Origin of the sequence: Marinobacter segnicrescens, assembly GCF_900111555.1 — a bacterium.
Classification (GTDB): Bacteria; Pseudomonadota; Gammaproteobacteria; order Pseudomonadales; family Oleiphilaceae; genus Marinobacter; species Marinobacter segnicrescens.
Genome location: NZ_FOHZ01000003.1, coordinates 256887 through 281596 on the forward strand (window position 1 = coordinate 256887; position 24710 = coordinate 281596).

Consider the following 24710-nt stretch of genomic DNA (forward strand, 5'->3'; position numbering starts at 1 on the left):
TTTTCGCAGTTTGTTAACGAAAAACGCCTGACTCCCTGTCACGCCACACAACCTGCTGAAATACCACAAGCTGAACGATCCTGGTTTATACTGCAGCGGCAAAAGCCTTTTCGCTGACGAACATCGGGAGTCAACATGCCGCAAACCCGCCGCCAGGAGCAGATCCTGGAACTGATTCAGCAACAGGGGTTTGCCACCACGGAACAGCTGGTTGACCACTTCCAGGTGACTCCGCAAACCATCCGCCGGGACCTGAACGAACTGGCGAGGCAGAACCGGGTACGCCGGCACCACGGCGGCGCCGGAATCGACTCAAGCACGGTGAACACCGCCTACCAGGCCCGCAAGATCATGGAACTGGACGCCAAGGAGCGCATCGCCTCAGCACTGGTGGACATGATTCCCGACAACGCATCACTGTTCATCAATATCGGTACCACCACCGAGACCATCGCCCGGGCCCTGCTGGTAAAGAACAACCTGAGGGTGGTCACCAACAACCTGCACGTAGCGTCAATCCTCTCCGCCAGGGAAGACTTCACCATAATTATCGCCGGTGGCGAGGTACGTAACCGGGACGGTGGCATTGTGGGCGAGGCCACCCGCGACTTTATCAACCAGTTCCGCATGGACTTTGGCATCATCGGTATCAGCGGCATTCACAGTGACGGCTCGCTGCTCGATTTCGACTACCGGGAGGTCCGCGTCGCCCAGGCCATTATCAATAACTCCAGCCAGGTGTTACTGGCGGCAGACCACACCAAGTTCGGTCGCAATGCCATGGTCCGGCTGGGCAACATCGTGCAGGCCGACCATGTGTTCACCGACCAGGCACCGCCTGAGGAAATCTGCCACCTGCTTACCGAACACCAGGTCAGTCTGCACGTCGTCTGAGCTGGAGACACCATCATAGGCACTTTCGTTTATTTTCGATATTTTCCTTTACGAATATCCACGACTTTTCCATACTCCTTCCATCGGTGCACATCCAGGATTAAAGGAAGAACGTGATGACCGGCAAACCGGAGAGTTATGACGTGGTCGTAGTGGGCGGCGGCGTGAATGGCACAGGGATCGCCATGGATGCCGCCGGCCGGGGCCTCAGGGTACTGCTTTGTGAAATGAACGACCTGGCCTCAGCTACCTCCAGCCGCAGCAGCAAGCTGATTCATGGCGGCCTGCGTTACCTCGAACACTATGAATTCCGCCTTGTGCGCCAGGCCCTCGCCGAACGGGAAGCCCTGCTCGCAAATGCGCCCCACATCATGTGGCCGATGCGCTTTCGCCTGCCGCACCAGCCCCACCTGCGACCGGCCTGGATGATCCGCGCCGGCCTGTTCCTGTATGACCACCTGGCAAAGCGTGAACTGCTGCCCGGTTCCCGGTCCATCACCTTTACCCCTGACGATCCACTGAAACCGGAGATCACCCGGGGGTTCGAATATTCCGACGGCTGGGTGGATGACGCCCGCCTGGTGGTGCTCACGGCCCGCAAGGCGGAACAGCTCGGTGCCCGCATTCAGACCAGGACCCGCTGCGTCCGGGCCGAACGGGGCAGTGATCACTGGCAGGTTACCCTGCTGGACACCCGAACCGGTGATTCCCGCGTGGTTCGTACCCGGGCATTGGTCAATGCGGCCGGCCCCTGGGTCAGCAGCCTGTTCGACAGCACCCTGGACCAGAAAGCCCCGCGCATGATTCGCATGGTCAAGGGCAGTCATATCGTGGTACCCCGACTCAACCGGGATGATGAGGCCTACATCCTGCAAAACGAAGACGAGCGGATTGTATTTGTCATCCCCTACGAAGACCACTTCTCACTGGTGGGCACCACTGACGTGGACTACGAGGGCAACCCGTCGGAAGCCACGATTTCCGGCGAGGAAACCCGTTACCTGCTCGATATTGTTAACCACTATTTCCGCCACCAGCTGACGCCGGAGGATGTGGTCTGGTCCTACTCAGGGGTCCGACCACTGATGGATGATGAGGAAGAAAGTGCCCAGAAAGCCTCACGGGACTATTCCTTCGAAGTGGATGCACCTGGCGGAAAAACACCGCTGCTGTCGGTATTCGGGGGCAAGCTCACCACCTTTCGCAAGCTGGCCGAAGCAGCCACTGACCGGCTCTGCCAGTATTTCCCGGAAGCGCGGGGACACTGGACACGGGACGCCGTCCTGCCGGGCGGTGACTTCCAGAGTCAGCCTCGCTTGCAGGAAGCCCTGTGCCAACACTACCCCTGGCTACCCGGCCTGCTCGCCTCACGCCTGGTACGCAGCTATGGTACGGACAGTTACCTACTGCTGGGCGACAGCGCCCGCCTGGATGATCTCGGGCGTCACTTCCTGGGCAACCTCTATGAGCGGGAAGTGGACTACCTGGTACGCCACGAATGGGCAGGCAACGCAGACGATGTCCTGTGGCGGCGCACCAAGCAGGGCCTCTACGCCAGCGCAGAGCAGATCGGCGAACTGGAAAGTTGGCTGAAGACCCGCACGTCACAGGCACCCGAGAAGGCCTGCGCTTCCGGCCAGCAACCGGTCTGAACCCGACCAAAGTGGCACCGGGATTTCCCCTATGCCGCTTGTATCCACTGGTCCGGGGCCTTACTCTTTACGTACCCGCATACACCTTCGCAAAGAGACCCCGGTTGCCATGAGCGACAACGCCAAACCCCGCGTAGTCAGCGGCTCGAAGTTCCGCAATGAACACGGATTCTCGGCCATCAAGGATGGCGTCAAGAAAACCGCCAGCGCGGAAACGCCTGTGCAGCGCAAACCCAAATGGCTCCGTGCCCGCATGCCCGGCGGTGAACGCTTCGAGGCGGTGCGTCAGAACGTCAACGAGCATCGCCTGAGCACCGTATGCCAGGAATCCCATTGCCCCAATATTGGTGAGTGCTGGAACAACGGTACAGCGACTATCATGGTGATGGGCTCCGTATGCACCCGGGCCTGCAAGTTTTGTGCGGTGGACACCGGCAACCCCAAGGGCTGGCTGGACCACGACGAACCGGAAAACACGGCGAAGTCCGTTGAGCTCATGGGCTTGCGCTACATCGTGCTCACCTCAGTGGACCGGGACGACCTGGACGATGGTGGTGCCGCCCACTACGCCGCCTGTGTTGCCGCCATCAAACAGCGCACCCCGGAAGTCGCCGTCGAAGCCCTGACCCCGGACTTCGATGCGGTCATGCCCCACGTGGAGAAAGTGGTGGATTCCGGACTGGATGTGTTCGCCCAGAATGTTGAAACCGTCAAACGCCTGACCCGTCGCGTCCGCGACCCACGTGCAGGCTATGAGAAAACCCTGAGCGTGCTCGCCCACGCCAAGCAGTACCGCCCGGACGTGCTCACCAAGACCAGCCTGATGCTGGGATTGGGTGAAACCGAGGAAGAAATCCTCTCAACCATGGACGACCTGAGGGCCATCGGCGTGGACATTCTCACCCTCGGTCAGTATTTGCGCCCCACGCCCAACCACCTGCCGGTGGAACGTTATATCACCCCGGAGGAATTCAACCGGTATCGGGACATCGGGCTGGAAAAAGGCTTCATGGAAGTTCCCTCCGGCCCCATGGTTCGGTCCAGCTATCGTGCCGACCGGGTATTCGAGAAGAACAACCTTGGCCTGGCCGTGCCGGCGGTACCGCGAGACACCAGCGCCATTCCAGTACGTCAGGTGGACTGACCCCTAAAAACATTGCGCCAGCGGCTTGCCGCCGCTGGCCGCACCCCGGCACCTGCTAACCTCAAGAAATGCCACCAGCCGCCGATACCTGTTTGTAAGACATTGTCAAAGGTCAGCCCCAACTGATCCGGAGCAAGCATCGCCCCCTGTTCCGGTGATATCTTCAGGAGCCGATTCGTAATCCGTCCACTGCCGCCACCGGTGGACCATGACAACAACAGGTTAACCATGCTGACGCTGCTCAAGAATGCCCGCCTGAAGTACAAATTCTGGCTACTGAACATCATGGTCTTCGTGGTCATGTGTCTGCTGGTGCTCTACGCCATCAGCGATGTCGCGAACCGGACTGACCAGCCGTTCATGACCGTGTTCGCCGACGCAGCGCCCGGATATGCCGGCATCGTAGCGTTACTGATGCTGCTGGAGATGGCCGGCTCCCAGTTACTGATTTCCTTTATCGAACGGCACGTCAACCGGCTCAAGAAAACCATGGTATCGGTTCAGCAGTCCGGCGATCTCAACGAACGGGCCAGTGTTGACTCCAGCGATGAGATCGGTGAGATGGCCGAAGCCTTCAACGCCATGCAGCAACGCACCGGTGACGTGGTCCGCAACATGCTGGAGGCGATCCGCCGCCTGCACGAGGAAGTCCGTGAGCTGACCGCCGCCGCTGAGCAGCGCCGTGACGAGCTGACCCGGCAACAACAGGGTGCCGATCGTTCCGCCGAGACGGTAGAGGCCATGCTGCAGAGTTTCTCGGGCATTGCCGAACAGGCCGGTATGGCCAACACCCTGTCCCATGAAGCACACCGCGCCGCCCGCGAGGGGCACGACCGGGTCACCCGGACGGCGGATTCCATTGAGAAACTCTCACAAACCGTTGAAACCTCGGCCGGGGCAGTGCAGGCACTGGCTGGCAACAGCCAGGAAATCCGCCAGGCGGTGACCGAGATCAGGGGGATTGCCGAGCAGACCAACCTGCTGTCACTCAACGCCGCCATCGAAGCTGCCCGTGCCGGTGAACAGGGCCGGGGCTTCGCCGTGGTTGCCGATGAGGTCCGCAAGCTGGCCCAGCGGGTGCAGGACTCCACCGACCAGATCCAGGGCACCCTGGACCGGCTCCTGGATGCCATGGCGGCCGCGGTTGACCAGATGACGGCCAGCTCGGACGATGCGCACCGCTGCGTCAGCGATGCCTCAGAGGGTCGCCAGGCGTTGCAGGACATCCAGGGCATGGTGGCCCGCATCGACGAGACCAACGAACAGATCGCCCGGGTGTCCGCCGAACAGACTGCCGGCACCGATGCCGTCCTTGCCGACGTGCGGGGGATACGCGAAACCACTGAGGGCATGGTCCGAGAACTGGCCGCCAGCGCTGAAATGACCCGGCGCCTCAAGCAGCTTATTGACTCCCTGGAAGAAGCGTCCCGACAGGTACGCGCCAGTTAAAGCGGATGTTCCGGCACGGCGAGTCATTTAACGCTATTTTTCACAAAATTTTTCACAGTGTGGCAGACTTCGCAGTTCCTTCTGACCAGCGGAGTCTGTCACTCAATGCGTTCCTTCTACAGCCTCTATGACCGGCTGATTCTCAACCACCCCTGGCGGGTGCTGATCCTGTTTGCCGTCGTGCTGGTCATTGCCAGCCTGAAACTGCACCAGTTCCGCCTGGACGCCTCTGCCGAATCCCTGGTGCTGGAGAATGATACCGCCCTGGAGGACTACCGCACCGTCAGCCAGCGCTTTGAAGCGTCCGATGATTTCCTGGTGGTAACCTACAAGCCGGACGGCGACCTGTTCAGCCAGCCGGCCATTAATACCCTGCGCAACCTGCGGGATGACCTGGCCGCCCTTGGGCCGGTTGGCTCCACCAACAGCATTCTCAACGTTCCCCTGCTCCACAGCCCGGACCTCGGCATCGACACGGTTGATGAGGAGCTGCTGACGCTGGACCAGGACGAGGTCCCACTGGACCAGGCCAGGGACTCCCTGCTTTCGAATCCCCTCTATCCCAACATGCTGATCAGCGAGGATGCCAGTACCACGGCGATCCAGGTCAACCTGCCAACACCCGACCGTTACTTCGAGCTGGTGCGCCTGCGCAATGACCTGCGGGAGCAGGCCCGGGTAGGTGAACTGAACCAACAGCAACGGCAGAAACTGCAGCAGGTCTCTGAACAGTTCCGACAGCTGGCAGCCGAACTGGAGGCCGAGCGTGAACAAACAATTACCGATGTTCGCGCCATCCTCGACCGCTACCGCGACAACGCCGAGATTCACCTGGGCGGTGTACCCATGATTGCTTCGGACATGATCCGCTTTATCGAAAGCGATCTGTCCACCTTTGGCGTGGGTGTACTGATCTTCCTGCTTCTGACCCTGGTGGTGATCTTCCGTAGCTGGCAGTGGGTGGTGGTACCCATCCTGTGCTGTGGGTTCACGGTATGGCTGGTGGCCGGTTACCTGGGCTGGATGCAGTGGCCGGTGACGGTAATCTCGTCCAACTTTGTCTCCCTGCTGCTGATCATGACCCTGTCACTGACGATCCACCTGATGGTGCGGTACCGGGAGCATCAACAGGCGCATCCGCAGGACGACCGCAAACAGCACCTTCGCGATACGCTCTCCACCATGGTGAAACCCTGTTTCTACATGGCTCTGACCACCATGGTGGCCTTTGGCTCACTGACCTTCAGCGGCATCCGACCGGTGATCGACTTCGGCTGGATGATGACCCTGGGCCTGGCGCTGGCCTTTGCCATCAGCTTTCTGGTGTTCCCGGTCCTGGTCGCCCTTCTGCCTGAGCCGCCGGTGCGCCAGAGCCGCCCGGGCAGCTTGCCGCTGACCGATGCCTTTGCACGCATTACCGAACGCTTTGGCGGTACAGTGCTGGCCGGCTCCCTGGCCCTGGCGGTGCTGTGCGTGGTGGGCATGAGCCGCCTGTCGGTGGAAAACAGCTTTATCGACTATTTCAAGTCCGACACCGAGATCCACCAGGGCATGGTGGTGATTGACCAGAAGCTCGGTGGCACAACGCCACTGGATATCATCATTACTGACCTGGAACGACCTGAAGATGCCGAAACTGATCCCTTCGCCAGTGACTGCGACCCCTTCGTAGAGGACTGCGAAGATGGTGACCTGCGGGACACCTGGTTCACCTGGCAGAAACTGGATCGCCTGGAGCAGGTCCATGACTACCTGGCCGGCCTGCCGGAAACCGGCAAGGTACTCTCCGTCACCACCACCCTGCGCCTGCTGGCCGAAATCAACGGCGGTGAGCCCCTGAACGCCATGGAGGTGGCCTTCGTGCCGGCCATGCTGCCGGATGACCTGGCCCCCATCCTGCTGACGCCCTATATCAATGAGGAGCACCACCGGGCACGCATCAATATCCGCCTGATCGATTCCCTGCCGGACCTTCGACGGGATGAATTGCTGGCCGAGATCCGCAATCACCTGCACGGCAAGTTGGGCTTTGAACAAGGTCAGCTACTGTTCACCGGTATGACCGTGATGTACAACAACATGCTCCAGAGCCTGTTTGACTCCCAGATCCGCACCCTGGGCATCGTATTCCTGGCGATCACGATCATGTTTTTCGTACTGTTCCGGTCCCTGAAAATGGCCCTGATCGGCATTGCCCCCAACCTGCTGGCAGCGGGCTCTGTGCTGGGCCTGATGGGCTGGCTGGGCATTCCCCTGGACATGATGACCATCACCGTAGCCGCCATCACGGTAGGCATTGCCGTGGATGACACCATCCACTATATCCACCGCTTCCGGGTAGAGTTCGAAAAGGACCGGGACTATATCGCCACCATGCACCGTTGCCACCAGAGTATCGGTCGGGCCATGTCCTACACTACCCTGACGATTATCATTGGTTTCTCGATCCTGGTGCTGTCCAACTTCCTGCCCACCATCTACTTCGGCCTGTTCACCGGCTTTGCCATGTTCATGGCACTGATGGGAGCACTGATGTTGCTGCCCCGGCTGATCCTTCTGTTGAAACCCTTCGGCCCGGCTGCCAGCCACTAATGAGCCGTTAAAAAAACCCTGGTCACCTTGCGGCGGCCAGGGTTTTCTTTAAGCTTACGGTCATTCAGCTGGTGGTTGGCTTGCCCTCCGGGGGCGGTGTATCGCCGTTATCCGTGTCCAGCATTTCATCATGCTCGGCCATATCCCAGGGCAGCTTGCCCGGCGAGATGTGGAGGAAGTGCAGGTAGTTCTCGAACTGGTCGAGGATGTCCTTGATGATGTCATCCTTGTCATAGCCGAATACATCATAGGAACGACCGCCACGACGCAGGAATACCTCGGCGCGGTAGAACACGTCCGGCTGGTCCGGATCACGCTTCAGCTCCGCATAGACGAAACCGGGCATGGGATGTTCGGTAAGCCGGATGTCATAGACAAAGTCCACATGACCTTCCCGGTGCACCTGGAGGTGGGAACGAATGTTCGTGTCGTCATAGGTCGCTACGGCCTCCCAACCTCGCTCGCGCATTTCCGATTCCACCTCTCGCATCGCAGCCATCACCTTGTCGCGGATGTACCCGGCCACCTGCTCCCGGTCAGGGAATTCCATAATCCCGGCGAGGCGGTGCCGCCACTGTGAGCCTGTCATATGACGATTGGACGCCATATGAGCCACAAGGCTGGTTTCACGATGCCCTTCGATCACCAGCGCCCGCCACATACCCACCATGGCGATCAGCATGATGATGGCAAACGGCAGGGCACTGGCGATGGTCATTGTCTGCAAGGCATTCAGACCACCTGCCAGCAACAGGGCCGAGGCCACCACCCCTTCCAGTACCGCCCAGAATACCCGCTGCCAGGCCGGTGTTTGCAACACACCACCGGAAGCCAGGGAGTCAATAACCAGCGAGCCGGAGTCGGAGGAGGTCACAAAGAAGGTAATGATCAGGAATACCGTCACCAGCGAGATAAAGAAGGACCAGGGTAACTGATCGAACAACTTGAACAGGGCCACCGCATGGTCATTCTGTACGTCAGCGATCAGCGTGGTTACACCCTCATTCATGATCAGGTTCAGTGCGGTGTCGCCAAAAATGGAGAACCAGAGGAAGGTAAACAGGGAGGGCACCAGCATGACCCCGACCACAAACTCACGAATGGTGCGGCCGCGACTGATTTTCGCGATAAACAGGCCCACAAACGGTGCCCAGGCAATCGTCCAGCCGAAGATGAACAGCGTCCAGTTGCCAATCCAGTCACTGCGGGTATACGCCTGCAGGTTGAAGGTACGTTCCACGATGCCGCTCAGGTAGCTACCTGTGTTCTGCAGGAAGGTCTCCAGAATCAGAATGGACGGGCCGACGATGAAAACGAACGTCATCAGCAACACGGCCAGCACCATGTTGAGGATGGAAAGGTTCTTCACTCCCTTATCCAGGCCAGCCACCACCGAGACCGTGGCCGCTGCGGTGATAATGGCAATGGCAATGATCTGCACCGTGGTGCTGATCGGAACCCCTTCCCACAGATAGTTTATACCCGCATTGATCTGGGCAACGGAAAGCCCGAGGGTGGTGGCAATACCGAACAGGGTACCAAGGATGGCAAAGACATCGACAATGTGCCCCAGCGGCCCATAGATTCGCTCGCCGATCAACGGGTAGAGTGCGGACCTGATGGACAGCGGCAGGCCGTGACGGAAGGCAAAGTAAGCCAGCACCAGGCCAACCAGGCCATAGATAGCCCAGATGTGGAATCCCCAGTGAAAGAAAGCTATCTGCATTGCCTGCTTGGCAGCATCAACCGTTTCTGCAGCCCCTGCGGGCGGTGAGGAAAAGTGTAATACCGGCTCGGCTACCCCAAAGAACAGCAGCGCTATGCCGTAGCCGGCGGAGAACAGCATGGCAAACCAGGCGGGGAAACTGTACTGGGCCTCGGCATGGTCTGGCCCGAGCTTGATATTTCCCCAGCGAGACGCCGCAACGGAAACAATGAATACCAGGAAGATCGCTACTGCGAGCATGTAGAACCAACCAAAAGTGTTGGTAATCCAGGCCAGTGTGCTTGCAAATAACTCGCCTGCGAGCTCAGGATTGGCAATCGTGCCGACAACCAGCAACAGCGTGACCACTACAGCAGGAACAAATACCGGTGCCAGTATGGTCGATTGAAATGATTTTTTTTCTGCAATCATAGTCAGGTCCATGTCTGGGGCTATCAGTGACGGGTCATGCTTCCCGGTAACAGCCCCCGGTTCGCGAAAATCGTCCGGGATAACTATAGGTTAAAATACTGGTTATGGATCAGTGTTGAGCAATACTCCAATAAAAAAGCCGCACTCCCCGAACCGGGAAATGCGGCTGTCTGATTCCATTGCGCCACCGCAGTGGCGCAATTGTCAGCGCATTACTGCATCTGCTGTTGCTGTTGCATCTGACGCTGCTGCATTTGCTGGCGCATCTGTTGCTGCTGGCGCTGCATTTCGCGCATGCGCTGCTCCAGGGTATTGCGCTGCTCTTCAGTGAACACGCTGTCGATGCGGGCCTGCATCAGGGTGGACAGGGCTGTCATCTCACCGTTCAGCTCACCCAGGCGTGCCGCATCTTCGCGGATGGCGCCTTCGTCATAGTCGGGGCCGATCTGGTCCTGCAGCTGCTGCTGGACTTCGGTAGCTTCCGCCTGGAGCTCCCGAAGTTCGCCCTGGGTTTCCTGCATAATCTCGCGGATCTCTGCTTCCTGGTCAGCGCTGAGGCCGACAAGCTCGGCAATCTGGGAAACCTGGTCCGGCTGTTGTTGCTGGGCCATGGCAAACCCGGCAAAGGTCATGGCAATCAGGGCAAGCGCAAAGTTGCGAATAAGGGTCATCTAAATCTCCGTGGTATCATTGGTCAGTCGTTTATGAATGGCATCGGAACATGTCCACCCTAAAGAAATCAACCGGCAAATTCACCCCACAACTGGCGCCTATAACGACATATCATCCACCTGCCGCCTGTCAGGCCCCGGCATCTGCGGCCTCACGGGAAATGTGAAAAATTCTTTATTCCCCGCCATAATGGCGCCCTGTCCCACTTCACACTGCCCATCCACGCCAGGAGCTCACACCATGGCCATCAACTGGTTTCCAGGCCACATGCACAAGGCCCGCAAGGAGATCAAACAGGTGATGCCGCAGATGGACCTGATCATCGAGGTCCTGGATGCGCGCATACCGTTCAGCAGTGAGAACCCCATGGTACCTGCCCTGAGGGGCGATACGCCGGTCATCAAGGTGCTTAACAAGCGGGACCTGGCGGACCCGGAGGTCACAGCGTTATGGCAGCAGTGGCTGGAGAAGAAAAAGGGCATACGCGCCGTGACCCTGACCCACAATCAGCGCAACGAAGCCCTGGGCATTTTGCGACTGGCCCAGGAGATGGTGCCTGATTCGATTCGCGACACCCGTGCCCTTCGGATTATGATCCTGGGCATCCCCAATGTGGGCAAGTCCACCCTGATCAACACCCTGGCCGGGCGGCCGGTGGCGAAAACCGGGAACGAGCCCGCCGTCACCCGGGCCCAGCAGGCAATCAAGTTGCCGGACAATATTTTGCTTTACGATACACCGGGCTTCCTGTGGCCCAAGCTGACCCCGGAAGAGTGTGGCTACCGGCTGGCGGTTACCGGCGCCATCCGGGCAGCGGTCATCGAGTTCGAGGATGTGGCCCTGTTCGCAGCGGACTATCTGTTGCAAGCCTACCCTGACCGCGTTTGTGAACGTTATGGCCTGGACGAGATACCCGCCGACGGCCTTGCACTGATGGACGCCATCGCGGCGAAGCGCCGTTTCTTTGCCCGTGGCGGCATTCCGGATCTGCATAAGGTATCGGAAGTGCTGCTGAACGAGCTTCGGGCCGGCACCCTGGGCGCTGTTTCACTGGAAACGCCGGAATTGGTTGAAGCGGAACAGGCCCGGGAAGCACTGCGACTGGAGCAGGAACGAGCCAGGGAGCAGGAGCGCAAAAAGAAAGGTAAGCGCAGGAACGGCAACACCTGACGAAGGTCAAATATCAATCTTTCGCGATTTTGCCTAAACTCTCGCACCATATCTGAACAGGCGGTTTTTTGGAGTACCCGCCGGGAATGTACACCAGGGTGTTGCTCCCTTGTAGAGGAGCCACCCGGCACCAAGGAGAACAGTATGAGACGGGTTGTGGTAACCGGCATGGGCATTGTGTCCTGCCTTGGTAACTCCATCGACGAAGTCACCAACAGCCTCAGGACGGGCAAGTCCGGCATCCGGTTCAATGACACCTATAAGGAGCTGGGCTTCCGCAGCCAGGTGTGCGGGATGGTGGACGTGGACACCTCGGTCATTGACAGAAAGATCCGCCGTTTCATGGGTGAGTCAGCGATGTACGCCTACCTGTCCATGGAGCAAGCCATCGCGGATTCCGGCCTGACGCCAGAGATGGTCTCCAATGACCGTACCGGCCTTATCGCCGGCTCCGGCGGGGCTTCCTGCTCAAGCCAGGTGGAAGCGGTAGACATTATGCGGGAGAAAGGCGTCAAACGGATTGGTGCCTTCATGGTGCCGCGCATCATGACCTCGACCGTATCCGCCTGCCTGGCCACGGCTTACAAGATTCGCGGCGTTAACTACTCCATGTCGTCAGCTTGCGCGACCAGTGCCCACTGCATTGGCCACGCCATGGAGCAAATCCAGAATGGCAAGCAGGATGTTGTCTTTGCCGGTGGTGGCGAGGAAGAGGACTGGAGCCTCACCATGCTGTTTGACGCCATGGGCGCCCTCTCCTTCAAGTACAACGACACGCCAGAGGCCGCCTCTCGCCCCTTCGACAGTGGCCGTGACGGCTTCGTTATCGCCGGGGGCGGCGGCATGCTGGTCCTGGAGGAACTGGAGCACGCCCGCAACCGGGGCGCCAATATCATCGCCGAGCTGACCGGCTACGGCGCCACTTCTGACGGCTATGACATGGTGGCCCCCTCCGGCGAAGGCGCTGCTCGCTGCATGCAGCAGGCCATGGCCACCGTGGATGGCGACATTGATTACATCAACGCCCATGGCACCAGTACTCCGGTAGGGGATGTGGCAGAAATGAAGGCGGTGCGCAACGTATTCGGCGACAAGGTACCCGCTATTTCGTCCACCAAGTCCCTGACCGGCCACTCCCTGGGCGCTACCGGTGTGCAGGAAGCCATCTACTCCCTGCTGATGCTTCAGAACGGCTTTGTAGCCGGGACTGCAAACCTGGAAAATCCGGATGAAGAGCTTGCCGGCATGCCCATCGTAGGGCCGGCGTCAAGGCAGGCTGAACTGAACCACGTCATGTCCAACAGCTTCGGCTTCGGGGGCACCAACGCCTCCCTGATTTTCAGCCGACTGGACTGAGCGCCCGGCCCTGGCCGTCATGGCCGGGGCCGGATTTCGGGTTTAAAGAAGGGCGCTAACCATTGGCAAACTGCCGCTGTCGTATTATCGTGTGAGTTGATATGCATCAACCAGGGTCGCCATGAATCAGTCCATTCCCGTAAATCAGGTTTCTTCGATTTCCAAGTCATCCTGTCAGCATTGCAGCCTGAGCAATCTGTGCCTGCCATTGGCGCTCGACAGCGATGACATGAATCGTCTGGACGAGGTGGTAAACCGTGATCGGATCTTCAATCGCGGGGAGCAGGTGTTTACCCAGAGCACGCCATTCCGCTCCTGTTATGCGGTGAAAAGCGGCGCCATCAAAACGTCCGTGATTACTGAATCCGGAGATGAGCAGATCACCGGCTTTTTCATGCCCGGTGAACTGGTTGGCCTGGACAGCATGAGTGACGATACCCACGCGTCGACGGCAAAGGCACTGGAGCGTACCAGCGTATGCGAGATTCCGGTGGAGCAGCTGGAGCAGTTGGCCCATACCCTGCCGGGCATGCAGCATCACATGTTCCACCTGATGAGCCAGGAAATCCGCAACAGCCACCAACTGTCCGTACTGCTGAGCAAGAATACCGCAGAGGAGCGTATCGCAGCGCTGCTTCTGTCGCTGTCGACCCGGTTCCAGCGCCGCAAGCTCTCACCGACCCATTTCAACCTGCCTATGGCCCGTAATGATATTGCGAACTTCCTTGGCCTTGCGGTAGAGACGGTCAGCCGGGTGTTTACCCGTTTCCAGAATCAGGGCCTGATTCGTGCGCGCGGCCGGGACATCGAGCTAGTCGACCTTGAGGCCCTTCAAACCATGGCCCAGGGCACTGCCCAGACCTGACAGGGCCAGCTCCCCTTCCAGCGCGGAACGCCAGGGCAACTGTTTCACCCCGAAGGTGTTGCGGATCTTGGTGCATCCCAGGGTAGCGTTTTCCGGCTCGACGGCTGCCCATGACGGCAGTTCGTCGACCACGTGTATCGCTACCTCATCTCCTTCGCCGTCCATTCCTGGCAGGTCCGCCAGGGTCAGCCCGAGGTCATACTGGCTGATCTCTTCGGCACCGGCGTATTGATAGGTCCCCCAGACCTCCGCACCGCAGTCCATTTGCAGAACCATCGCCCGGATCACCCTGGCGAGATCACCGCTGGCTACCGGCTGCCCCCGATGGCGGCTGGAAAGCCGTAACGGCTCCCCTGCCCCTGATGCACCGTGCACCTTGCGAATAAAGCGCTGGAGGCCCCATCCGGTGCGCAACAGTATGTGCCGGGGCAGGACCGTTCGCATCACCTGTTCGCACTCCCACTGCCAGATACCCAGCTGCCCGATAGGGTTACCTGGGTTGGAAGACAGGTAGGCACTTTGCTTGCGACCATCAAAGACGTAGGACGTGGACAGCTGTAGCAGGATCATCTCGTTCGCGGCCGCATGCTCTGCCAGCGCCATGGGCAGGGAGAAGGCCTTGGTGCGGGCCTGTTCCGGGTCCGCCTCGGCGACCTCCGGATCTGTCAGCCACATGGCATTGACGATGAGATCGGTGCTCGGCGGCACCCATTGATCCACTCCGGACAGGTCCAGGTGAGACAGGTCACTGATCAGCAGGGGGGTCACGGCAAGATGGGTGCTACTCAGTTGTTTGAGCAACAGCCGGGCCAGCACACCATTGTCATGGACTACCAGAACATTCACAAATTGGATCCTGTGCTCAGACTTATTGATTTCCCGCCTCGATACGGGGTACTCGCTGGGTGACTCCGGTCAGAAGCTCATAGCTTATCGTACCGGCGCAGACGGCCACTTCGTCAACCGGGATGTTCTCCCCCCAGAGCTCCACAGTATCTCCCACGGCTGCCCCGGGAACGTCACTGAGGTCCACCGCCAGCATGTCCATGGACACCCGGCCGATCAACGGTACCCGTGTTCCACGGATCCACATCGGCGTTCCGTTTACTGCATGACGGGGGTAGCCATCGCCATAACCGATACACACCATACCCATCCGTGTGGGCCTGCAGGCCCGCCAGGTCTCGCCATACCCTACGGCATCACCTGGTGCCAGCTCCCTGGTGGCAATCAGGCGCGACTCCAGGGTCATGACGGCCCTCAGTCCCAGCGCCGGGCCGTGGCACCCAAGCATGGGCGAACCCCCGTAAAGCATGATACCCGGCCGGGTCCGATCGAAAAGCGCCTGCCCGCTCCTGAAATGGGCAGCGGAATTGGCGACGCTTCGGGTAATAGCCCCCAACCCGGCGGTAGCCTGGTCAAAAACCTCTGTTTGCCGCGCAGTACTCTCACTGTGTTCATCATCCGCGCAGGCGAAGTGGGTCATGGCACCGGTAACGGCGACCCCGACTTGCGCCAGTCGGTCCCTGGTCGTCTCCAGATCGCCAGGCGCAAACCCCAGCCGATTCATTCCGGTATTTACCTTGAGCCAGATCTGCGGCCGCGCTTTACCACTCTCCAGCCAGGCCAGTTGCTGGGGGTCGTGGACCACGACGGTAAAGTTCTGCGCTTCACAAACACCCAGGTCCCGGGCCTCATGAACACCCTGCAGGAGCAGAACAGGCTGTGTCAGGCCAGCCTCTCGCAAGGCGATGGCTTCTTCCAGGCAGGCGACCGCATAGAGATCCGTCTCCGCAGCCAGTGCCCGGGCCACGCGCCCAATCCCGTGGCCATAGCCATCCGCCTTCACCACGGCGATGGTACGGGACGGGGCCGCGCGTTCCCGGGCAAGGCGGAAATTATGGCGCAGATTGTCCAGGTGTATGCGGGCAACGGTGGGGCGCGACATCAGTAATCCCCACCGTAGTCGCCGTGGGCCAGGTCCTCGAACTTGGTGTACTTGCCAATAAATGCCAGGCGCACCGTGCCTATGGGACCATTACGCTGCTTGCCAATGATGATCTCGGCGATGCCCTTATCCTGGGTATCCTCGTTATAAACCTCATCCCGGTAGACAAACATGATGACATCGGCGTCCTGCTCAATGGCACCGGACTCACGCAGGTCCGAGTTCACCGGTCGTTTGTTGGGGCGCTGCTCCAGACTCCGGTTAAGCTGGGACAGGGCCACCACAGGGCAACTGAGCTCCTTGGCCAGACCCTTGAGTGAACGGGAGATCTCGGAAATTTCAGCGGTCCGGCCCTCGGTGTTACCGGGCACCCGCATCAACTGCAGGTAGTCCACCATGATCAGGCTGAGCTTGCCACCGTTTTCCCGGGCAATCCTGCGTGCCCGGGAACGCATCTCGGTGGGGCTGAGCCCCGGGGTGTCATCGATGTAGAGGGGTTTGTCCTTGAGCAAACTCACTGCCGAGGTAAGCCTGGGCCAGTCGTCTTCCTCCAGTTTGCCGCTGCGCATGCGGGTCTGGTCGATACGCCCCAATGACGAAAGCATACGCATGACGATCGAATCCGCGGGCATCTCCATACTGAACACCAGGATAGGCTCACCGGAGGACAACAGGGCGTTTTCCACGATGTTCATGGCGAAGGTTGTCTTACCCATGGAAGGACGACCAGCCACGATAATCAGGTCCGCCGGCTGCATCCCCGAGGTCCATTCATCCAGGTCAGTGAAGCCGGTGGTCAGGCCGGTAACTTTCTCACCGGACTCGAACAGTTCCTCGATACGGGTCAGCGCCTGGGTAAGAATGGGATTTATGGCCTTCGGACCGGAGCCCTCCTTGGTGCGGGACTCGGCAATCCGGAAGACATTGCGCTCGGCTTCATCCAGCAGGTCCGAGCTGGTCCGCCCCTGGGGGTTGAAGGCCGAGTCCACGATACCACCAGAAACCTCAATCAACTGACGCAGAATCGAACGTTCTGCCACAATCTGCGCATAGGCCCGGATATTGGCCGCACTGGGCGTTTTCTCCGCCAGCTCTGCCAGGTAGGAGAGGCCGCCGGCGTCTTCAATATCCCCCGCTCGCTCCAGGTATTCTGCCAGGGTCACCACATCCAGCGGCTCACTTTCGGAAGCCAGCCTCTCCACGGCGGCGTAGATCAGCCGATGATCCTGGCGATAGAAATCCCCAGCGGTGATCACCTCGGAGACTTCATCAAAACGCCGGTTATCCAGCATCAGCCCCCCCAGTACGGCCTGTTCTGCTTCCACGGAATGGGGAGGAATTTTCACCCTGGAGGTTTCCAGATCACTGCTGGATGCCTTGAAACTGCTGGTGGCCATGGATTTTCTCGGATACCGGAATACGAATGGAATTGCCCTGGTCGGCCCTGATTAACGGAGCGACCTGACCCGTTCAAGGATACCAGAAACACACAGGCCCGGAAGCTGCCAAGGCAGTCCGGGCCTGTGGATTTGAGAAGCAGGCGAACAGGTCGCCGATTCTCACTTCATGACGAACGGGACAATCAGTCGGCGACAACGGCCAGCTGAACGGTCACAGTTACGTCAGTGTGCAGCTGAAGCTCGATTTCGTACTCGCCGGTGACCCGGATCGGGCCTTCCGGCAGGCGAACTTCGCTCTTCTCGACTTCAGTACCGCCAGCAGTGATGGCGTCAGCGATGTCACGTACACCGATGGAGCCGAACAGCTTGCCCTCGTCACCAGCCTTGGAGCTGATGGTGAAGGACTGGCCTTCCAGCGCCTCGGCGCGGGACTGTGCAGCAGCCAGCTTGTCGGCGGCAGCCTTTTCCAGCTCTGCGCGACGCTCTTCGAACGCCTTCAGGTTGTCTGCGGTCGCCGCTACAGCCTTGCCATAAGGCAGCAGGAAGTTGCGGCCGTAACCGGACTTGACCTTGACCTTGTCACCCAGGGAACCCAGGTTTGCCACTTTTTCGAGCAGAATAACTTCCATCTCGTTAACCTCTTCGTGCTTTATTCAGCCGGACCGGAGGGCTTTATACGGCCCCGGATATCCAGCCAGCTATCCACAATTGCCAACAGCATCAACAACAAACTGATCGTAAAACCCTGAACCACAAGCAAGGCGTAGAATACCACGAGCCAAAGGTTACTGGCGTTCTTGCGACCGACCACGCCGTGTACCAGCGCGATGCCAGCCACCAGCAACGGCAGCCCTGCCACCCAACCCAGCAGTAACGGATTGATTCCGATTACCGGGGCCACCAGCAGCAACAGCACACACAGGGCTGATACGCCGCGGGACAAGCGGAAAGCGTGGAACTCACGCCGAAATCCGCCCGGGTTGTACAGCACCGCCTGCCAGTACCTGGACAGCATCGCCACGGCGACGGCCATACCCAGGTATGTACCTGGCATCAGGCCTTCCACCATGCTGCGCATGGCTTTCTCAAGGTCGCTCCCCAGCTGCTGCGACATGTCCGGATACGCCCATTGATAGAGACTCATGAACGCTTCGGTCACTTCCTGCAGCATGCCGGAAAACAACACCGGCAACGCCAGGCCGATGACCAGCCCGAGGCCGGAGCCTGCGAGCAGGCTCTTTTCCCAGGACACGGTACTGCGAAGTACCGCCGTCATCAGGAATACCAGTAACAGCACCGAAATTACCGTCGGCTCGTTACCTATCCAGGCCCAGCCAAGTGCTGGCAGCAGTGCCCAGAGGGCAATATTGAGCCCCTGGGCCACTCCAAGCCGTAGTATGACCAGGCCAACAACCGCTGCGCCGATCCATGACAGATAGGGTATGGCGGTTGCAAGGGCGGCGACGCCGCCCGCTTGCAGGGGACCGCGCATTACATACTGTGCCAGTGCACGCATGGTCCCGGGTCCTGTACGATCTTAGTTGTCGTGGCTGTCCGAGTACGGCAGCAGGGCCAGGTAACGAGCACGCTTGATGGCGGTCGCCAGCTGACGCTGATAACGGGCCTTGGTGCCGGTGATACGGCTGGGCACGATCTTGCCGGTTTCTGTGATGTAACCTTTCAGGGTGTCCAGATCCTTGTAATCGATCTCTTTGACACCTTCTGCCGTGAAGCGGCAGAACTTACGACGTCTGAAAAAACGAGCCATTGATAAACTCCTCAACTCCGGATGGGGTGATTACTCTTCTTCGTCCTGGGACTTTTCCTGACGGCGCTCACTGCTCTCAGTGTTGCGACGCGGACGGTCGTCGGAACGACGATCTTCCCGGGACTCAGCTGCCTTCATCGGAGACATGTCAGTGTCCGGACCATCACGACGGATCACCAGGTCACGGATGATCGCATCGTTGAAACGGAAGTTGTGAGCCAGCTCGTCCAGTGCGGCCTGTGAACATTCAACGTTCATCAGGACGTAGTGAGCCTTGTGGATCTTGTTGATCGGGTAAGCCAGGTGACGACGCCCCCAATCCTCAAGACGGTGAATCTTGCCGCCATCATCAGTGATGAGGCCGGTGTAACGCTCGATCATGGCGGGCACCTGCTCGCTCTGATCGGGATGCACCATGAATACGATTTCGTAGTGACGCATGTTTTCTCCCTACGGTTTGAACAGCCTCCAGCAGGTGTATCCGCTCTGCAGGAAGCAAGGAGTTGGCAGCATGGAAGCTGCCGCTTTCCGGGAATTGCCATGAAAATCCGGAAGATACTCCGGTTTTCAGACAATAAAACCCCGCCCCTTCAAAAAGGGGTGACGCATTTTATGCCCATGGAGGATTCGTTGCAAGCTATCCGGCGCTTTGACGCTGGCGCACGGCCTCGTAGAGACAGACTCCCGTCGCGACCGAGACATTGAGGCTGTCCACCAACCCATGCATGGGAATCTGGATCAGGTGATCACAATGCTCACGGGTCAATCGCCGCATACCCTTGCCTTCCGCTCCCATCACCAGCCCGACCGGACCCTTGAAGTCCGCCTGGTACAGGGTCGCCTCTGCCTCACCGGCAGTACCGATCAGCCAGACGCCCTGCTCCTGCAGCGTGCGCAGGCAGCGAGCCAGGTTAGTGACCCGAACGAAAGGTACCGTCTCGGCAGCGCCACAAGCCACCTTTCGGGCAGTCGGGTTCAGCGTGGCCGACTTGTCTTTCGGTACAATAACGGCTGCAACACCGGCCGCATCAGCGGTGCGCATGCAGGCGCCAAGGTTATGGGGGTCGGTCACACCGTCCAGCACCAGCAGCAGTGGCGGCTCGGACCGGCCGGCCAGCATCCGGTACAGGTCGTCCTCGGTCCACTCCCGGCTCTCGCTGACCTGGGCCACAACGCCCTGATGGGCGCCGGATACACGGGCATCGAGTTCCTTACGATGCACTACCTGCCACTGAACGCCAAGCTGATCGAGCCCTTCGGTAATCTGCCTGACCCGGCGATCCTGCCGGCCCTGCTGGATCCAGACCTGCTGCAATCGCTCCGGCTCTTTCTTCAGAACCGCGTCAACGGCATGCCAGCCAAATACGAATTCTTCCGACACTGCTTTGTCCCTTTCCGTTTAGCGGCTGGCGCCGGTTTTCTTGCGACCACTGCTCCTGCGGCCTGAGCCCTTGCCAGAGGCCGGCTTGCGATCCCCCTGCTTGCCAGAGGATTTACTGGAAGCCTCCCTGGCCGCTTCGGCTGACAACTGGTCCTTCGCGGAAGGCTTACGTGAACGGGAGCGGCCCTTGCTGCCCTTACCGCCCTTGCCTTCCCGGGACTGCTGCTCCGCAGACTTGCCCTTCGGCGCCCCCGGAGCCCCCTTCCCTGATGACTTGCGGGCACCGGAACGGCGGCTTGGCTCGCTGACCAGCTCCAGGTCAATCTTGCGGTCGTCCAGGTCCACCCGCACGACCTGTACGCGCACCTCATCCCCAAGATGGAAGCTGGTCGCCGTGCGCTCGCCCACCAGGCGGTGCTTGGCGGCATCGTGGTGATAGTAGTCCCCACCAAGGGTGGAGATATGCACCAGGCCCTCTATGTAGATGCCGTCCAGCTCGACAAAGAAGCCGAAAGGCACCACCGCCGCGATAACACCATCGTAGGTCTCACCCACATGCTCGCGGAGGAACTCGCACTTGAGCCAGGCCATCACATCCCGGGTGGCATCATCTGCCCGGCGCTCGGTCATGGAGCAGTGCTCGCCCAACTGGACCATTCTGGCCTGGTCGTAGGGATACTCCGCCAGCTCCGAATCACGCTTCGGCGGGTGTTCCACGTCCTTGGCCGGCTCCTCGCGATGCACGATAGACTTGATGGCCCGGTGCACGATCAGATCCGGGTACCGGCGAATGGGTGAGGTAAAGTGGGTATAGCTGGTGTAACCCAGCCCGAAGTGGCCACTCTCATCGGGGCTGTACACTGCCTGGCTCAGGGACCGCAACATCACCATCTGGATCACATGGGCATCAGGCCGGTCCTGGATACTGCTGAGCAGCTCCTGGTAGTCGGACGATGAAGGCTTGTCGCCACCACCAAGCTGCAGACCCAATTCACCCAGGAACAGCCGTACGGCCTGCAATCGCTCCTCGGAAGGGCCATCGTGTACCCGGTACAGGGCCGGCACCCGGTATTTCTTCAGGAAGCGAGCCGTCGCCACGTTGGCACAGAGCATGCACTCCTCAACGATCTTGTGGGCATCGTTGCGCTGCACCGGGACGATTTCCTCGATCTTGCGATGGGCGTCGAAGATTACCCGGGTTTCGGTGGTTTCAAAGTCGATCGCGCCACGCTCGGTGCGAGCTTCCCGAAGCACCTTGTAAAGGCCATACAGGTCGTGCAACTGGGGCAGGATATCGGAATAGAGCTGGCACAGACTGATGCCGGTTTCCGTATCCGGGTGCTCCAGCATCTGACTGACCTTGGTGTAGGTCAGGCGCGCGTGGCTGTGCATCACCGCCTGGTAGAACCTGTAGCCGCTGATACGGCCCGAAGCGCTGACGGTCACGTCTGCCACCATGCAGAGACGATCAACCCCCGGGTTCAGAGAGCAGAGCCCGTTGGAGAGCTTCTCCGGCAGCATGGGCACCACATGGTCCGGGAAGTACACCGAGTTCCCCCGGTTGATGGCCTCCTCGTCGAGGGGCGAACCCGGCCTCACGTAATGAGACACGTCCGCAATGGCCACCAGCAAGCGGTAGCCGCCCCGCGGGCGCGGCTCACAATAGAGTGCATCGTCAAAATCCCGGGCGTCTTCACCGTCAATCGTCACCAGCGGCAGGTGCCGGATATCCACCCGGTTCTGCTTGTCTTCCTGCTTTACTTCTTCCGGTATGGCAGCCGTTTGGCGACCAACTTCCGGTGGCCAGGCATGGGGAATATCGTAGGAGCGTATAGCCACGTCAATTTCCATACCCGGCGCCATATGCTCGCCGAGTACTTCCACCACCCGGCCGGTAGGCTTGGTGCGCTGGGTGGGCTGACGCAGGATGTCCACCACCACGTACTGGCCGTGACGGGCCTTGCCGCAATCTTCCTCGGCAATCATGATCTCATTATTGATGCGCGGGTTCTCTGGCACCACGAAGGAGATGCCGCTTTCCCGGAACAGCCTGCCCACCGTCTGGGTCGTGCGATGTTCCAGTACCTCGACAATCTTGCCTTCACGACGACCACGGTCATCGACGCTGTCCACCCGGGCCGCTACCCGGTCGCCATGGAATACCTGACGCATCTGGCGCGCACTCAGAAACAGGTCCGAGCCGCCGTCATCCGGCATCAGGAAGCCAAAGCCATCCTTGTGACCGGATACACGACCGGTCACAAGGTCTGCTTCATCAATAGGCAGGTAACGGCCCTTGCGGTTACAGATCAGCTGACCATCACGGCACATGGCGATCAGGCGGCGACGCAGGGCCTCAATACCCTCCTCGCTGGTCTGGCCAAGCTCCTCGCAGAGGGTCTCGTGGGTTGCAGGGGCTCCCCGCTGGCGCAGGTGGTCGAGGATGAACTCCCGACTCTGTATGGGGTTGTCGTACTTCTGTGCTTCGCGATCCGCGTGGGGATCACGCGGTTCTTTTCTTGAAACCATCGTGTCTCTCTTATCTGGTTTGGACCGGCATACGCCGGCAACCAGCCCCGACCGCACCCGTCTGACGTCCGGTTAATTCGACAGGGTTCTGAGCCCGTCGCGGACCAGAACCCTGTCGAATTACCCGGACCAGACGGCGAATCAGCGCGCCGGGCTGGCATGAATGTATCGGGAGTATAACGCCCAGCACCCATCCCCACCTAACAAAGGCCAGAAATCGCACTTAAGGGATCATGCCTACGCGTGGTAAAAAAATTTCATGAATCCGGCCCAAAAAATGTTTGACAGCCCCAGAACGAATCATTAAAGTACGCGCCATCGGTTGAGGCGACACGCCGCAGCCAGCAACCAAAGGCTTGAATTCGAAACAGAATTCAGTAAGATAGCCAGAAGTTGTAGTCACCTGCCGAGGTGGTGAAATTGGTAGACACGCTAGCTTCAGGTGCTAGTGGGGGCAACCCCGTGGAGGTTCAAGTCCTCTCCTCGGCACCATTTCCTTCCCTGGGAAATGGCAAGAACTGTCGTTTTACTCATAAGCATTCCGATCCGGAAACTATATCCTTCTGTCGGCCTATCTGGTTGCTCCTGCCAAAGCCTAAGCGTCCTTGGCCTGAAACTGAAACCAATTATTAGTCAGCGCTTTACGGGAAAGCGCCCAGTCATGGAAACGTTATGCTTCCAGATTTCCCACTCAATTCGCGCAAATTGAGGAAGTAAATTGCTTCAGGACGCCATCGCGTCATTCGCCTCACCCCACAACGATGCAAGAACCTCTACGCGAATCCTCGACATTTCTGCCATTGAATGACGTTTCTGTAGATCTTCCGGAAGATGGCTAGTGACATTTTTCCAAGATGGCGCTTCCCCTTCTTCAATGGTTGCAAGAACAGCCGCTTGAATTGCCTCTCTCAACTGCTCGGAGCGCGTCAGGCTGAGCCCGTCCCGATAATCTTTGTAGAGATCTGAGACACGCCGAACCTTCATGCCGAATAGGGACTCAAGGTAACCGACGGAGACGCCGAGAGAGGACGCTATCTTCGATCTTGAATGTGGGATCATTTCTCCGTTCAGAATGGCATCCAGATAACGATTGATTTGTTCAATCGAATGCGCTCGCCTGAGCTGTTTAAGCGACGGCTCTTCTTTACCGAGAACCTCCCCGTCAACGACTCGAAGCTCGCCTCGCGGGCAGGTCTTAATGTTCTTTCGGTTGGGACGGAGTCGCCGATGCTTACTTCGTTTTTGTGCCTCGATTACTCCGATTCTACCTACAAGAATATCAGTCCATGGCAGTCCAAAATGCCCAAAGACTTTCTCCACGCTGGATATAGCCGGCTTGGTCTCTCCGCTTAACCAGCGCTCCATGCAATGTCGATCAATTTTCAGGTAACGAGCTAAACGTGGTACGCCCTCATCGGAAAACAGCAAAACCAGTTATAGCGCGACAATTAACTTGGCCGGTCCAGCGACAACTATGTTGGCCGGTTGATCTGATAGGGTCCGACACAGCAGAACGGAGGAGTCGCTGTGTCGGGCAAACACATTACAGATCAACAGGTCAGGTTATTCATGCACCACCGCAAAAGCCAGACACAGACCGTCGCCGCGGCCAAGGCCGGTATCTCAGAGCGGTCCGCCCGTCGCATAGACCAGCAATTGCACCAGCCCCAGAAGCGAGAGCGCAACTGGCGTACTCGTAAAGACCCGTTGGCAGAAGTCTGGGATAGCATCGTGTTACCGCTGCTGGAGTCAT

Annotated in this window: 20 protein-coding genes, 1 tRNA gene and 1 pseudogene; 10 read left to right on the forward strand and 12 right to left on the reverse strand. The window is 59.2% G+C overall.

Features of this window, described 5'->3' with window-relative positions:
• Window positions 1-135 precede the first annotated feature (135 nt).
• The 5 genes from BM036_RS05485 (at window position 136) to BM036_RS05505 (ending at window position 7731) form a co-directional block, all read left to right on the forward strand.
• Window positions 136-894: a DeoR/GlpR family transcriptional regulator gene (locus BM036_RS05485; protein WP_091849303.1), complete on the forward strand. Its 759-nt coding sequence runs from the start codon at window positions 136-138 to the stop codon at window positions 892-894.
• 116 nt (window positions 895-1010) lie between these two features.
• The gene (gene glpD, locus BM036_RS05490) at window positions 1011-2546 is read left to right on the forward strand and encodes a glycerol-3-phosphate dehydrogenase (protein WP_091849304.1); all 1536 of its coding nucleotides are present in this window, start codon (window positions 1011-1013) and stop codon (window positions 2544-2546) included.
• Window positions 2547-2655: 109 nt separating this feature from the next.
• Window positions 2656-3690, forward strand: a complete 1035-nt coding sequence (gene lipA / locus BM036_RS05495) for a lipoyl synthase (RefSeq protein WP_091849305.1) — start codon at window positions 2656-2658, stop codon at window positions 3688-3690.
• A 228-nt stretch (window positions 3691-3918) separates the two neighbouring features.
• Entirely contained in the window at window positions 3919-5139 is a 1221-nt protein-coding gene (locus BM036_RS05500; RefSeq protein ID WP_091849372.1) for a methyl-accepting chemotaxis protein, read from the forward strand.
• A 105-nt stretch (window positions 5140-5244) separates the two neighbouring features.
• Entirely contained in the window at window positions 5245-7731 is a 2487-nt protein-coding gene (locus BM036_RS05505) for an efflux RND transporter permease subunit (protein WP_091849310.1), read from the forward strand.
• Window positions 7732-7795: 64 nt separating this feature from the next.
• Here the strand turns inward: BM036_RS05505 and BM036_RS05510 are convergent, their stop codons facing one another.
• Together BM036_RS05510 and BM036_RS05515 are read right to left on the reverse strand one after the other, a co-directional pair.
• On the reverse strand, window positions 7796-9868 hold the full coding sequence (locus BM036_RS05510; RefSeq protein WP_091849374.1) for a BCCT family transporter: 2073 nt from the start codon (window positions 9866-9868) through the stop codon (window positions 7796-7798).
• Window positions 9869-10080: 212 nt separating this feature from the next.
• Window positions 10081-10539 carry a Spy/CpxP family protein refolding chaperone gene (locus BM036_RS05515; protein ID WP_091849311.1) on the reverse strand — a complete coding sequence of 153 codons (459 nt, stop codon included), beginning with the start codon at window positions 10537-10539 and terminating at the stop codon, window positions 10081-10083.
• A 241-nt stretch (window positions 10540-10780) separates the two neighbouring features.
• Here BM036_RS05515 and ylqF point away from each other — a divergent pair, with 241 nt between their 5' ends.
• The 3 genes from ylqF to fnr all read left to right on the forward strand — a co-directional run bounded on the left by ylqF (window position 10781) and on the right by fnr (window position 13931).
• Complete coding sequence (gene ylqF, locus BM036_RS05520) at window positions 10781-11710, forward strand: ribosome biogenesis GTPase YlqF (RefSeq protein ID WP_091849312.1); 930 nt, start codon at window positions 10781-10783, stop codon at window positions 11708-11710.
• A 144-nt stretch (window positions 11711-11854) separates the two neighbouring features.
• Window positions 11855-13066: a beta-ketoacyl-ACP synthase I gene (gene fabB / locus BM036_RS05525; RefSeq protein WP_091849313.1), complete on the forward strand. Its 1212-nt coding sequence runs from the start codon at window positions 11855-11857 to the stop codon at window positions 13064-13066.
• 121 nt (window positions 13067-13187) lie between these two features.
• Window positions 13188-13931, forward strand: a complete 744-nt coding sequence (fnr, locus tag BM036_RS05530; RefSeq protein WP_091849314.1) for a fumarate/nitrate reduction transcriptional regulator Fnr — start codon at window positions 13188-13190, stop codon at window positions 13929-13931.
• On the opposite strand, the gene BM036_RS05535 is transcribed toward fnr, so the two are convergent.
• From BM036_RS05535 to rnr, 9 genes are all read right to left on the reverse strand, one after another.
• Window positions 13878-14777, reverse strand: a complete 900-nt coding sequence (locus tag BM036_RS05535) for an SDR family oxidoreductase (RefSeq protein WP_091849315.1) — start codon at window positions 14775-14777, stop codon at window positions 13878-13880. The two genes, fnr and BM036_RS05535, sit on opposite strands and share 54 nt — an antisense overlap.
• A gap of 22 nt (window positions 14778-14799) precedes the next feature.
• A complete protein-coding gene (alr, locus tag BM036_RS05540; RefSeq protein WP_091849317.1) occupies window positions 14800-15879 on the reverse strand; it encodes an alanine racemase in 1080 nt (359 codons plus the stop codon).
• Window positions 15879-17276 carry a replicative DNA helicase gene (gene dnaB, locus BM036_RS05545; protein WP_091849318.1) on the reverse strand — a complete coding sequence of 466 codons (1398 nt, stop codon included), beginning with the start codon at window positions 17274-17276 and terminating at the stop codon, window positions 15879-15881. Before dnaB ends, alr begins: the two co-directional genes overlap by 1 nt.
• A gap of 185 nt (window positions 17277-17461) precedes the next feature.
• Window positions 17462-17908, reverse strand: a complete 447-nt coding sequence (gene rplI, locus BM036_RS05550; RefSeq protein WP_091849319.1) for a 50S ribosomal protein L9 — start codon at window positions 17906-17908, stop codon at window positions 17462-17464.
• Window positions 17909-17928: 20 nt separating this feature from the next.
• Complete coding sequence (locus BM036_RS05555) at window positions 17929-18795, reverse strand: YybS family protein (RefSeq protein ID WP_091849320.1); 867 nt, start codon at window positions 18793-18795, stop codon at window positions 17929-17931.
• A 21-nt stretch (window positions 18796-18816) separates the two neighbouring features.
• Window positions 18817-19047, reverse strand: a complete 231-nt coding sequence (gene rpsR, locus BM036_RS05560; RefSeq protein ID WP_007154918.1) for a 30S ribosomal protein S18 — start codon at window positions 19045-19047, stop codon at window positions 18817-18819.
• A 30-nt stretch (window positions 19048-19077) separates the two neighbouring features.
• The gene (rpsF, locus tag BM036_RS05565; RefSeq protein ID WP_091849321.1) at window positions 19078-19488 is read right to left on the reverse strand and encodes a 30S ribosomal protein S6; all 411 of its coding nucleotides are present in this window, start codon (window positions 19486-19488) and stop codon (window positions 19078-19080) included.
• A 196-nt stretch (window positions 19489-19684) separates the two neighbouring features.
• Window positions 19685-20428 (reverse strand): 23S rRNA (guanosine(2251)-2'-O)-methyltransferase RlmB, encoded by a 744-nt coding sequence (gene rlmB / locus BM036_RS05570; RefSeq protein ID WP_091849322.1) that lies wholly within the window; start codon window positions 20426-20428, stop codon window positions 19685-19687.
• Between the two features lie 18 nt (window positions 20429-20446).
• On the reverse strand, window positions 20447-22957 hold the full coding sequence (rnr, locus tag BM036_RS05575; protein WP_091849324.1) for a ribonuclease R: 2511 nt from the start codon (window positions 22955-22957) through the stop codon (window positions 20447-20449).
• A 405-nt stretch (window positions 22958-23362) separates the two neighbouring features.
• Here rnr and BM036_RS05580 point away from each other — a divergent pair.
• Window positions 23363-23449 (forward strand) — tRNA-Leu (locus tag BM036_RS05580).
• Window positions 23450-23680: 231 nt separating this feature from the next.
• On the opposite strand, the gene BM036_RS19805 is transcribed toward BM036_RS05580, so the two are convergent.
• Complete coding sequence (locus tag BM036_RS19805) at window positions 23681-24322, reverse strand: hypothetical protein (RefSeq protein WP_143066565.1); 642 nt, start codon at window positions 24320-24322, stop codon at window positions 23681-23683.
• A gap of 162 nt (window positions 24323-24484) precedes the next feature.
• Here BM036_RS19805 and BM036_RS05595 point away from each other — a divergent pair.
• Window positions 24485-24710: pseudogene (locus BM036_RS05595) on the forward strand (IS21-like element ISSpu15 family transposase); the annotation flags it as partial.

Coding starts and splice junctions, on each gene's coding strand:
- BM036_RS05485 (WP_091849303.1), top strand. CDS start 136: ATGCCGCAAACCCGCCGCCAGGAGCAGATCCTGGAACTGATTCAGCAA.
- glpD (WP_091849304.1), top strand. CDS start 1,011: ATGACCGGCAAACCGGAGAGTTATGACGTGGTCGTAGTGGGCGGCGGC.
- lipA (WP_091849305.1), top strand. CDS start 2,656: ATGAGCGACAACGCCAAACCCCGCGTAGTCAGCGGCTCGAAGTTCCGC.
- BM036_RS05500 (WP_091849372.1), top strand. CDS start 3,919: ATGCTGACGCTGCTCAAGAATGCCCGCCTGAAGTACAAATTCTGGCTA.
- BM036_RS05505 (WP_091849310.1), top strand. CDS start 5,245: ATGCGTTCCTTCTACAGCCTCTATGACCGGCTGATTCTCAACCACCCC.
- BM036_RS05510 (WP_091849374.1), bottom strand. CDS start 9,868: ATGATTGCAGAAAAAAAATCATTTCAATCGACCATACTGGCACCGGTA.
- BM036_RS05515 (WP_091849311.1), bottom strand. CDS start 10,539: ATGACCCTTATTCGCAACTTTGCGCTTGCCCTGATTGCCATGACCTTT.
- ylqF (WP_091849312.1), top strand. CDS start 10,781: ATGGCCATCAACTGGTTTCCAGGCCACATGCACAAGGCCCGCAAGGAG.
- fabB (WP_091849313.1), top strand. CDS start 11,855: ATGAGACGGGTTGTGGTAACCGGCATGGGCATTGTGTCCTGCCTTGGT.
- fnr (WP_091849314.1), top strand. CDS start 13,188: ATGAATCAGTCCATTCCCGTAAATCAGGTTTCTTCGATTTCCAAGTCA.
- alr (WP_091849317.1), bottom strand. CDS start 15,879: ATGTCGCGCCCCACCGTTGCCCGCATACACCTGGACAATCTGCGCCAT.
- dnaB (WP_091849318.1), bottom strand. CDS start 17,276: ATGGCCACCAGCAGTTTCAAGGCATCCAGCAGTGATCTGGAAACCTCC.
- rplI (WP_091849319.1), bottom strand. CDS start 17,908: ATGGAAGTTATTCTGCTCGAAAAAGTGGCAAACCTGGGTTCCCTGGGT.
- BM036_RS05555 (WP_091849320.1), bottom strand. CDS start 18,795: ATGCGTGCACTGGCACAGTATGTAATGCGCGGTCCCCTGCAAGCGGGC.
- rpsR (WP_007154918.1), bottom strand. CDS start 19,047: ATGGCTCGTTTTTTCAGACGTCGTAAGTTCTGCCGCTTCACGGCAGAA.
- rpsF (WP_091849321.1), bottom strand. CDS start 19,488: ATGCGTCACTACGAAATCGTATTCATGGTGCATCCCGATCAGAGCGAG.
- rnr (WP_091849324.1), bottom strand. CDS start 22,957: ATGGTTTCAAGAAAAGAACCGCGTGATCCCCACGCGGATCGCGAAGCA.
- BM036_RS19805 (WP_143066565.1), bottom strand. CDS start 24,322: ATGGAGCGCTGGTTAAGCGGAGAGACCAAGCCGGCTATATCCAGCGTG.